Here is a 10150-nt window from a genome sequence, read left to right as displayed (position 1 = left end):
GACGCCGCGCCGCCCGAGGCGAGGATGTAGTCGCCCCGGCCCGACGCTCTGACTTCGGTTACCTCTCCATTGGTCGTCACATACTCCAGTTTCCCCTCGGAGAGCTGAAGGACAGCCAGCGCTCCCGGCTTGCGAACAACGCCGCCGCCGAGCAGGAGCCTGCCGCCGGATTTGTCCATTTCCCAAACCGCCCTTGCGGTCAGCACGCCTCCGCTCAAGGGGCCTTGTGTGACCTCGCAGGCATAATCCCTGACGCTGATTCCGTGGCCCTCTTCGTCTCCAAACGGCTCGGCGGTCGGGGCTTCGATATACTGGCAGGAAAAGGCGTCGACGTTTTCCTGGGCGCCCGCCTTGAGGAGAGCGCCCAGCATAACCGTCGCCGCCGTCAAAACCCCAGCGACAACTCTTAGTGAAGTCGCGTAGCTCATTTCGCGAGGGCCGCCGAGACGCCGTCTAGCATCGCCGGACCGAGACTGAAAAGGCGGCATACCGTCACAGGAGCCGGACCGAGCGGTTGGCTGATTCGCTGATTTTGACGTGGCGCTGACCCGACAGGGGGCGAAGCCCGGTTGGAGCAAGGGGCTCATGAAGCGCGCTCCCGATAGCGCTGTGGCGAGCGAGCGGCTTGCGACGGCCACTGGCGGTTCGCCGGTAGGCGGGAAACGAGCCGTTTCCGGGGCAGTTGTCATGTCGCCTCCTCCTCTTCAATCTTTGCCCCCGCGCCATGCGAGCCCGAGCTCGCGATGACGGCGAGACGCGCCGGCGACGGAAAGGATTCGAGGCCGGACCCGGTCGACGAAGCAGCCGGGGCATGGCGCGCGCGCCCCGGCCGGGCGGCGGCGTGCGTAAGTCGCGAACGTCGTCGAGGCGCCGAGCAAGAGCCGCTCGGTCGGCAGGAGGCGCTGCCCAGCTGAAGTCATCGCTTGTCATCGGCTCAAAGGGGCGCGCCCTCTTCAGCGCGCTCTTTCCTTTCGTGACCACCAATAGTCCGACAGCGCCGACGGGTCAGCCTGTCAATTCTGACGTCGTGAGGCCGTGCCATCAGATCTCGCGGGTTGTTCTTTCGCGGAGACCGGCAATCCCGCTGAACCGAATCCGGAACATTTGTCATGTCGCAATGCCTCTCCCCCCGGAACCCTCCGTAATGTAGCCGGCGACCCGCCAGTCCTATATTGACGTGGGTCAATCAATCTCGCTCCGCTCCTTGTTCACCGACAACGCAGGTCAAACCACCCCGCTCTACATTCAAGAGCGCGGTCTGGCGCCCGCGCCGACCGGCAAGAGCAAGAAGGAGGCGGTCACTCGCGCCCTGGTCGCCCTTCGAACTTGTAGCGGTCCGGCACGCCGAGCTCGCGCTTCAGATCCCCCAACAGTCGCACCAATTCCTCCTCCTCCTTGGAACTGGCTTGCTTCGCCCGTTTAACGTCAGTTGCGCGCTGAAAGGCGGAGGCCGCAAGCGCGAGAAACGTCGGTCCTCCGAAGAATTTGCCGCTGGCGATGGCTCGCGCCCGCTGACCGAGTTGGCCAACCGGCATTCTCCCCTGGAAGTACTCTTCGAGAAGATCGTCGATCCGTCGCGCAGTGCGGAGCCGGCGATTCCAAAAGATGGCAAAAGCGAGTATCGCCGCGAGGCCGACCAGGCCCCAAACGCTTGCCGCAACCCTATCCATATCCATGGACTGTTCACCTCCGCGGCTAATCCCGCCGACGGCGGCGGTTACCCGTGAGCAAATCCCGACCTTGGTATTATGGGTGGCGACCGCCCGTCGTTCATTGACCTGCGTCAATCGATCTCGCTCCGCCCGCGGCCTCGCGCGCCGTCAAGCCCCACGCCCCGCAGCCCTCTGGAGAGGGGCGCCGCTGCCGAAACGAGGAGCCTCTTGGCAGCGGCGCAAAGCAGCCGTTCCTCCAACCGGATCGACGAGAGCGAGAGCACGCCTGCCGGGCGTCAAGCGGAGCCCGAATGAGATAGCCACTGCGCGATCATTGGCCACGTCTCCTTGAGCGTGCGCGAGCCCATGAAGAGACCGATGTGTCCGCCGGGCGCCAGCTTCTTCTCGATCTGACCCCTAGGCGTTCCGACCAGATCCTCCGCTGCGAACACCTGCTCCTTGGTGGTGATGTCGTCGCTTTCTCCCGCAAGGAGGTAAACGGGGCACACGATCGACTTGAGGTTCAGGAGCCGGCCGAGCCCAACGAACTCGCCTTTGGCGAAGCGGTTCTCCTTGAAGAGCTCGCGGATCGCCTGCAGGTACCAGCGCCCGGGCAGGTCGAGCGGATCTTCGTACCACGCCTCGAACGTCTCGGTCTTCGCTTTGTAGGCCGGATCGTCGATGTGCTCCCAGAGTTCGACGTGCTCGGCGACATAATGCTGCTCGGGATGCATGTTCTTCCATCTCTGCAGCATGACTTTGCCTCGCATCAGTCCGCCCCCGAGCCGGATAAGATCCTCGTAGAACGACATAGGCGTTTCATGAGCGATGCGCTTGATCGGGCCATCGCCGGCGTCCGTGTCGATCGGCGTCCCCGCGACAACGAGCGCGTTCACCTTGCCGGGAAAGCGGGCCGCGACCATTGCCGAGGACCAGCCGCCCTGGCAAAGTCCAACCAGATTGACGCGGCCGCCGAGGTCGTCAATGGCGACGACCAGCTCCTCGAGATAGTTGTCGATGTCGAAATCCTTCATGTCTTCGGTGGCCGACTTCCAGTCCGTCAGCGCGACATGGTCGACGCCGTTGGCAAGCAGCGTCTCGACCAGGCTTTGGCCCTTATGGTAGTCGGCGACCATGGCCAGATGGCCCGCATAGGGCGCATTGACCAGGGTCGGGATCCCCCCGGGCGGCCATATTCGCGCAAGGCCATGGTGCGCAGATCGAGGCGGATGACGTTCGGAGTTGCAAACTCCGGTTTGAGCCCGCCGTGGACCCTGATGTCTTCCTGGACGAATTCGAGGTTCTTGAGTGCGAGATCGGCCTTCGCTTTCTCCATTCCCGCGACTATGGCGACGGGCCAGAAGAGGGGAAGACTGAGCGGCGGGGGCATCGGGAAGGCGGGCGCGCTGGTTTCGGGCATGATAGCCTCGCAAGGAGCGTTCGAGCGCCGGCGGTTCGACCGTCAGGTCCATGCGCCGGTCCACGGCGCTACTCCTCGCCGGCGTACGCCTGTCCTTCATTGACGCAGGTCAATCCCCGTCGGCCCGTCTGCGGCCCCGCTCGCCGGGCTTCACCGCGTCCCGGCGCATCTCCATCTCGTCGACGCCGTATTCGAGCGAATAGGCGTTCGGGACGGTGACAGAAATAACAGAGAAATAAAGTTTAAAAGCGGCAAGGCGTTCGGAAAAGCCGCCGCAACCCCTTGATTCTTGCCGAAGCCGGGTTGGTCTTGGCAAGCGGGGCGAACGCAGCCTCGGGAGGCGGCGCGGTTGGGCGCAATCCACGGCCCTCCCATGACGGGCGTGCCGACAGACGCCCTGCGGACCGCGCCCGGCGGCCGCCGACGCCGTCTGCAGTTCACCGTACGAACACGTTCTTGAACTGCCAGGGGTCGGTTTCGTCGATGTCCTCGGGGAAGAGGCCGGGGCGGTTCTCGAGCGGCGTCCAGTCGGTGTAGACGCCGACCACCGGGCCCAGGTACGGGCGCTGGACTTCGAGGCAGCGGCGGAAGTCGACCTCGTCGGCCTCGACGATGCCCGCGTTCGGGTTCTCCAACGCCCAGACCATGCCCGCGAGCACAGCCGAGGTCACCTGCATGCCGGTCGCGTTCTGGTAGGGGGCGAGGTCGCGCGTCTCCTCGACCGAGAGCTGCGATCCGAACCAGTAGGCGTTGCGCTCGTGGCCGTAGAGCAGCACGCCGAGCTCGTCGATCCCGTCCACGATCTCGGCCTCGGTCAAAATGTGCTGGGCGCTCTGGGTCTGACCAGCGCGGCCGAAAAGCTCATGCAGCGACAGCACCGCGTCGTCGCACGGGTGATAGGCGTAGTGGCAGGTCGGGCGGTAGACGGCCTCGCCCTTCTCGTTCCGCACCGTGTAGTAGTCGGCGATCGAAATCGCCTCGTTGTGCGTCACAAGAAAGCCGAACTGCCCGCGCGCCGTCGGCGTCCAGGAGCGGACCCGGGTGTTGGCGCCGGGCTGGTTGATGTAGATCGCCGCGCCGCAACCGGCTTTATGGAATCCGGCGTTGTCCGGCGCCCATTTCTCGTGCGTGCCCCATCCAAGCTCGGCCGGCTGCATGCCCTCCGACAGGAAGCCTTCGACCGACCAGGTGTTGACGAACACGTTGCGCGGCTTCGGGTTCTTGGCCCGCTGGGTGTCGCGCTCGGCGACGTGCACGCCCTTGACGCCGAGGCGCTGCGCCAGCTTCGCCCAGTCCTCTCGGGTCTTCGGGTCAGGCGTCGTCGCGCCGAGGTCGGCAGCGAGATTGAGCAGCGCCTGCTTGACGAACCAGGACACCATGCCGGGATTGGCGCCGCAGCAGGAGATGGCGGTCGTCCCGCCGGGGTTCTTGCGCCGCTCCTCGAGCATCGTCTCGCGCAAGGCGTAGTTGGTGCGCGCCTCGTTGCCGAGATTCTTGGAATAGTAGAAGCCCGGCCAGGGTTCGACGACGGTGTCGACGTAGAGCGCGCCAAGCTCACGGGCGTTGCGCATGATGTCGAGCGAGGAGGTGTCGACCGAGAGGTTGACGCAGAAGCCCTGACCCTTGCCGGCCCTCAGGTACTTTGGGAGAACGTGACGGTAGTTGTCCTTGGTGAGCCCCAGATGGACGAACTTGACGCCTCGCTCGTCGAGCAGCTTCCGGTCCGCGTCGTTCGGGTCGATGACGTAGAAGTGGTCCTTGTCGAATTCGAAATGGCGCTCGATCAGCGGCAGGGTTCCCTTGCCGATCGATCCGAACCCGATCATGACGATCGCGCCCTCGATGCGACCGTAGAGTGGCCAATGCGACATGGCGTCGTTTCTCCTCATCGTCGACGCCATGAGCCCGTCGGGAGACGAGCGACCCTCCGCGTCACGCGCGGGCTTAAAGCCACGGCTTTCCCGGGCCGTCAATAGTCTGGAGCAGGCTCAAACCGTTGCAATTCCGTCATAAAGACGGCGGCGGCGGAACCTGCGATATGACGGCGCTCGCCGTTGGAGCGATCGCCTTCGCAGGCGGCCGGCGGCCGTGCTAGACGAGGGTCGCGCCCTCACCTTCCGACCCGTCAAAAATCGGCGGCGGAAGCGTAACACAAGCCGCGTCGGAGCGAAGTCCGTATGGGAGCTTTGCCGGTCGAAGATCCCGCGGACGACCGTTGGTCGATGATGATGAAGGCCGCGATGGCGGGCGACGAGGGCGTCTACCGGCGCCTGCTGGAGGAGCTCGGCCGTTCGGTTCGGGCAATGGCTCGCGCCGCTTTCGCAAGGGCGAGGCTGGGCGATGCGGATGTCGAGGATGCGGTGCAAGAGACTTTGCTGGCGATCCACTTGAAGCGCCACACCTGGGATCCCGGCCAGAGGCTCGGGCCCTGGGTGAACGCGATTGCGCGCCACAAGATCATCGACGCCATGCGTCGAAGGGGCGCGCGCCGCGCCGAGCCGCTTGAGGATTTCCAGGATTTTCTCCCCGCGCCCGAAGAAGAGGACCCGCACGCGCTCAGCGACGCGAAGAAGCTGATGGAGACGCTGAACCCGCGCCAGCGCGACATCGTCCAGTCGATCTCGCTCGACGGCCAGTCGATCGCGGCCACCGCGTCGCGTCTCAACATGACCGAGGTCGCGGTGCGGGTGGCGCTCCATCGAGCGTTGAAATCGCTCGGCACCGCTTGGCGGAGGTCTGTGTCGTGAAGACCTCTGAACTCATTGCGGCGCTCGCGGCCGACCCCGTCCCGGAGCCTGTCCACCTCGGCCGCCGCCTCGCTGCGGCGGTGGCCCTTGGTCTCGTCGGGGCGCTCGTTCTTTACGGGCTCGTCGTCGGCCCGCGGCCGGACTTTGCCGAGGCGTTGGGGACGATCCGCTTCGACCTCAAGTTCGTTGATGCGCTGGCGCTCGCCCTGCCGTCGCTTCTCTTGCTTCTGCGGCTCATGCGCCCGGACGCCAAGGCCGGGGCGCTCGCGCTGTGGCTGTTTGCGCCCCTCGTGCTCCTCGCCGCAGCCGTCGTGGCCGAGCTGATCGTCGTCCCGCAGGACGAATGGCTGCCCCGTCTCGTTGGGCAGAACATGCGCTACTGCACGACGATGATCCCGATGATGGCGGCGCCGATCCTCGCGGCGCTCATCGTGGCGCTGAGAGCGGGCGCGCCGCAGCATCCCGGTTGGACCGGCGCGCTGGCGGGCGCCGCCGCCGCGGGACTCGCGTCATTTCTTTACGCCTCCCACTGCCCCGACGACTCGCCGTTGTTCGTTGCGACCTGGTATCCGCTGGCCACGCTCGTCTGCGCCGCCGCCGGCGCGTGGGCGGGGCGGCGGTTCCTGGCGTGGTGAGGGCTATTTCTTCACCAGCGGATCGAGGATCGCCTTCAATTGGTCGAAGGTCAGCTCGCCGCCGTAGACCTTGCCGTCGATGACGAAGGTCGGCGTGCCGGTGAGCTTGATGTCGTCATTGGCGCGCTTGGTGATGGCGACCACCCCGTCGGCAAGCTTCTGGTTGTTGAGGCATTGGGTCGCCTGATCCTTGGCCATGCCCGTCGGACGCATGGCCGCGATTAGCGGCTCGAGCGGCTTGTCGACGAAGGCCCACTTGTCCTGCTCGGCGAACAGCAACTCGTCGGCCGCGAAGGCCTTGTCGTCGCCGAGGCATCGCGCGAGCACGAAGCCCGCCACGTCCAGCGTGTTGCGGGAGAACTCGCGGAAGATGAACCGGACCTTGCCGGTGTCGATGTACTCCTTCTTCAGCTGCGGCAGGGTGTCCTTGCTGACGACGGCGCAGTGCGGGCAGGTCAGCGAACCGTATTCGATCACTGGGAGGCCGTTGGGGTCGCCTATCGTGAGCTCGGGCAGGACGCCCGGCTGCAGAACCTTCGCCATGTCGACCGTGCGGTCCGGCTGCGGCGCGTCGGCCGCGTAAGCGCTGGAAGCTAGCGCCGCCACCGAGATCAGGGCGGCGCCAGCCAGACGGCGAAGGGAAGCGAAAGCCATTCGGGGCTCCTGACGGACGGGCAATTTTTGACGGGCGCGACATTGCTCACAAACCCCGTCGGCCGGCAACCCCCCGACTCCCTCTGGCGTTCACGTCTGCGTTTACGTTCGCCGTGGCGCTTGGCGCGCCGTCACTGGCATGCTAGCTCGTGCGCCAACCAAGCACGAGGAGAGGACGATGGAATACCGGCAGCTGGGTCGTTCGGGACTCAAAGTCTCGGTGCTGACGATGGGGACGATGACTTTCGGCGGCAAGGGGCCCTTCGCCAAGGTCGGCGATGTTTCCCTCAACGAGGCGCGGCGCCTGATCGACATCGTCGCCGACGCAGGCGTTAATCTGATTGACACCGCCAACATTTATTCGGGCGGCCGCTCCGAGGAGTTGATCGGCGAGGCGATGCCGACGCGCAAGCCGGGAATGCTGATCGCGACCAAGGCGCGCTTTCCGATGGGCGACGGGCCGAATGACCGCGGCTCGTCGCGCTGGCACCTGATCCGTGAATGCGAGGCGAGCCTCAAGCGCCTGCGCACGGACGTGATCGACCTCTACCAGCTGCACCAGTGGGACGGCCTGACGCCGCTGGAAGAGACGATGGAGGCGCTCGATGCGCTCGTGCGCTCGGGTAAGGTCCGCTACGTCGGCTGCTCCAACTTCTCGGGCTGGCACATAATGAAGGCGATGGAGGTCGCGCGTCGTGACGGGCGCATTCCCTTCGTCTCGGAGCAGATCCACTATACTCTGCAGGCGCGCGAGGCGGAGTACGAACTCTTGCCGATTGCGGTCGATCAGGGTCTTGGCGTCCTCGTCTGGAGCCCCTTGGCCGGCGGCCTTCTGTCCGGCAAGCATCGGCGCAACAAGGCCGCGCCCGCGGGCACGCGCCAGTTTTCGGGCTGGACCGAACCGCCGGTTCGCGACGAAAACGCGCTCTGGGCCATCGTCGACGAACTCGTCGCGATCGGCGAGGCGCACGGCGTCTCGGGGGCGCAGATTGCGCTTGCTTGGCTGCTCGGCCGCCCGACGGTGACGACGCTTGTCATCGGCGGGCGCAACGAGGCGCAGTTCCGCGACAACCTCGCCTGCGTCGACGTCAAGCTCACGGAGGAGGAGCGCGCGCGGCTCGACAAGGTGAGCCAGCCTCCGCTGATCTACCCCTACTGGCACCAGTCCAATACCGCCAGCGAACGGCTGAACGACGCCGACCTCGTGCTGCACAAGCCGCATTTGAAAGGGTGAACGCCCCGCTCTCCCGCTCGCGGGAGAAGGTGTTGCCGACGGCGACGGACGAGTGCTGGCGCTGGCCCTGGTCCCAGACGTCCAGAAAGCGTCCGTTTCTCGACGGGTTATGCCGCAGCAGGGAGAACTTATCGGCTCGACTGAATGTGGTTGCGCACCACCGGGTAGACCTGCGTCTCCCACCGCTTGCCGTTGAACACGCCATAATGGCCGACGCCGGCCTGCAGATGTTGAGTTTTCATGTAGGGCCTCAGGCCTGAGCACAGGTCCTGCGCCGCCAGTGTCTGGCCGGGGGCGCAGATGTCGTCCTTCTCGCCCTCGACAGTGAGCAGGAAGGTTCTCTTGATCGCCCGGGGCTCCACCTTGCGCCCCTTGTGCTTCATCAGCCCCTGGGGCAGCAGGAAGCGCTGAAACACCTGCTCGACCGTCTCGAGATAGAAATCCGCGCTCATGTCCATGATCGCGAAATATTCCTTGTAGAAGTCACGGATCGCGTCGGCCTTCTCAGAATCGCCGGCGATACGGTGCTGGAACAGGTCCACGAAAGATTTCGTATGCCGGTCGACGTTCATGCTCATGAACGCGCAGAGCTGCAGGAAGCCCGGATAGACTCGACGCCCCGCGCCTTCGAACTTGTCCGGCACCACACCGATCATGTTGGTGCGGAACCACTCGATCGGCTTCTCGTTCGCAAGCTCATTCACCTTGGTTGGCGAGACGCGGCAGTCGATCGGGCCAGCCATCAGGGTCAGGCTCGCCGGCAGGATGTTGGAATTGTCCTGCGCCATGACGGCGGTCGCGATCAGCGCCGAGACCGTCGGCTGGCAGACCGCGACGATATGGCAGTCCTCGCCAATGATATTGACGAACTCGATCAGGTGGTCGGTGTAGTCCTCGAAATTGAAACCGCCGTCCTCGAGCCGGACGTTGCGTGGGTTTTTCCAATCGGTGATGAACACCTGATGGTCGTGCAGCAGCGTGCGGATCGTGCCGCGCAGCAGCGTGGCGAAGTGGCCCGACATCGGGGCGACGAGCAGGACCTTGGGGTCGTTTTCGCCGCCTTAGCGGCGGAAGCGCAGGAGCTGGCAGAACGGCGTCCAGTGGACGCCTTTTTCTTCCACCGGGACCTCTTCGCCGTGGACCTCGACGAAGTCGATGCCGTAATCGGGGCGCGCATGGGTAAACCCGGCGAGTGCGATGAGTTCGTAGTAGGCGGCCATGCGCCGCACCGGCGGCGCGACCGGGTTCGCCCTCCAGGCTGACAGGATTGTCTGCGCGTTTTCGGCGAACATGCGGACCTGATCGCCCGCGTCCGCCATTTTCTGATAAGCGTCGTACATCATCCCGCCGGCTCGTTCCCATGCGCCCGAAGCAGAGCAAGCGCCGTGCCAGAATGATTCGCTTTTGGCACAACGCTTGCTTTCGGCTAAAATGGAAGAGAGTCGGGCAAACCGTCAACCGGTGGGAGCGACAATGTCACGCACAACGCTGTCGATCAGCAGCAAAAACTATTCGTCCTGGTCGCTGCGCGGCTGGCTGATGGCGAAACTCGCCAAAATCGATTTCGAGGAGTTGATCGTCGCGCCCGACGATGCGGACGCGCGCGCCGAAATTCTGCTCCTGTCGCCTTCCATTCTCGTTCCGTGCCTCACCTACAACGGCATCCGGGTGTGGGACACGTTGGCGATCGGCGAGTTCCTCAACGAAGTTGCGCCGAAGGCAGGCCTACTGCCCAAGGATCAGGCGATGCGCGCCCATTGCCGGTCGGTCTGCGGCGAGATGCATTCGGGCTTCGTCTCGCTCCGGCA

Annotated in this window: 9 protein-coding genes and 2 pseudogenes; 4 read left to right on the top strand and 7 right to left on the bottom strand. The window is 65.0% G+C overall.

The window, feature by feature from the left end; genetic code table 11:
• From ACLP25_RS25975 to ACLP25_RS25955, 5 genes and pseudogenes are all read right to left on the bottom strand, one after another.
• The coding region (locus ACLP25_RS25975; protein ID WP_442471998.1) for a hypothetical protein at positions 1-371 on the bottom strand (371 nt) is incomplete at its 3' end.
• A gap of 927 nt (positions 372-1298) precedes the next feature.
• Positions 1299-1787 carry a hypothetical protein gene (locus tag ACLP25_RS25970; RefSeq protein WP_442471997.1) on the bottom strand — a complete coding sequence of 163 codons (489 nt, stop codon included), beginning with the start codon at positions 1785-1787 and terminating at the stop codon, positions 1299-1301.
• A 161-nt stretch (positions 1788-1948) separates the two neighbouring features.
• On the bottom strand, positions 1949-2788 hold the full coding sequence (locus ACLP25_RS25965) for an alpha/beta fold hydrolase (RefSeq protein WP_442471996.1): 840 nt from the start codon (positions 2786-2788) through the stop codon (positions 1949-1951).
• A gap of 420 nt (positions 2789-3208) precedes the next feature.
• Positions 3209-3289 (bottom strand): annotated as a pseudogene (locus ACLP25_RS25960) (adenine phosphoribosyltransferase); the annotation flags it as partial.
• Between the two features lie 220 nt (positions 3290-3509).
• On the bottom strand, positions 3510-4943 hold the full coding sequence (locus ACLP25_RS25955; protein ID WP_442471995.1) for a homospermidine synthase: 1434 nt from the start codon (positions 4941-4943) through the stop codon (positions 3510-3512).
• A 306-nt stretch (positions 4944-5249) separates the two neighbouring features.
• Between ACLP25_RS25955 and ACLP25_RS25950 the strand changes: the two genes are divergently transcribed.
• Positions 5250-5819 carry a sigma-70 family RNA polymerase sigma factor gene (locus ACLP25_RS25950; protein WP_442471994.1) on the top strand — a complete coding sequence of 190 codons (570 nt, stop codon included), beginning with the start codon at positions 5250-5252 and terminating at the stop codon, positions 5817-5819.
• Positions 5816-6454 (top strand): NrsF family protein, encoded by a 639-nt coding sequence (locus tag ACLP25_RS25945; RefSeq protein WP_442471993.1) that lies wholly within the window; start codon positions 5816-5818, stop codon positions 6452-6454. Before ACLP25_RS25950 ends, ACLP25_RS25945 begins: the two co-directional genes overlap by 4 nt.
• 3 nt (positions 6455-6457) lie before the next feature.
• Here the strand turns inward: ACLP25_RS25945 and ACLP25_RS25940 are convergent, their stop codons facing one another.
• A complete protein-coding gene (locus ACLP25_RS25940) occupies positions 6458-7108 on the bottom strand; it encodes a thioredoxin domain-containing protein (protein ID WP_442471992.1) in 651 nt (216 codons plus the stop codon).
• A 178-nt stretch (positions 7109-7286) separates the two neighbouring features.
• Here ACLP25_RS25940 and ACLP25_RS25935 point away from each other — a divergent pair, with 178 nt between their 5' ends.
• Positions 7287-8342 (top strand): aldo/keto reductase, encoded by a 1056-nt coding sequence (locus ACLP25_RS25935; protein WP_442471991.1) that lies wholly within the window; start codon positions 7287-7289, stop codon positions 8340-8342.
• Between the two features lie 128 nt (positions 8343-8470).
• On the opposite strand, the pseudogene ACLP25_RS25930 reads toward ACLP25_RS25935, so the two are convergent.
• Positions 8471-9685: pseudogene (locus ACLP25_RS25930) on the bottom strand (polyhydroxyalkanoate depolymerase).
• A gap of 130 nt (positions 9686-9815) precedes the next feature.
• Between ACLP25_RS25930 and ACLP25_RS25925 the strand changes: the two are divergent.
• Positions 9816-10150 (top strand): glutathione S-transferase (locus ACLP25_RS25925; RefSeq protein ID WP_442471990.1); only part of this gene is annotated, 335 nt, incomplete at its 3' end.

It is taken from the genome of Roseiarcus sp., assembly GCF_052145395.1.
GTDB lineage: Bacteria > Pseudomonadota > Alphaproteobacteria > Rhizobiales > Beijerinckiaceae > Roseiarcus.
The sequence above is the reverse complement of the archived record's forward strand: the minus strand, read 5'-3'. Positions and strand labels throughout refer to the sequence as shown.

Coding starts and splice junctions, on each gene's coding strand:
- ACLP25_RS25955 (WP_442471995.1), bottom strand. CDS start 4,943: ATGTCGCATTGGCCACTCTACGGTCGCATCGAGGGCGCGATCGTCATG.
- ACLP25_RS25950 (WP_442471994.1), top strand. CDS start 5,250: ATGGGAGCTTTGCCGGTCGAAGATCCCGCGGACGACCGTTGGTCGATG.
- ACLP25_RS25935 (WP_442471991.1), top strand. CDS start 7,287: ATGGAATACCGGCAGCTGGGTCGTTCGGGACTCAAAGTCTCGGTGCTG.
- ACLP25_RS25940 (WP_442471992.1), bottom strand. CDS start 7,108: ATGGCTTTCGCTTCCCTTCGCCGTCTGGCTGGCGCCGCCCTGATCTCG.
- ACLP25_RS25965 (WP_442471996.1), bottom strand. CDS start 2,788: ATGGTCGCCGACTACCATAAGGGCCAAAGCCTGGTCGAGACGCTGCTT.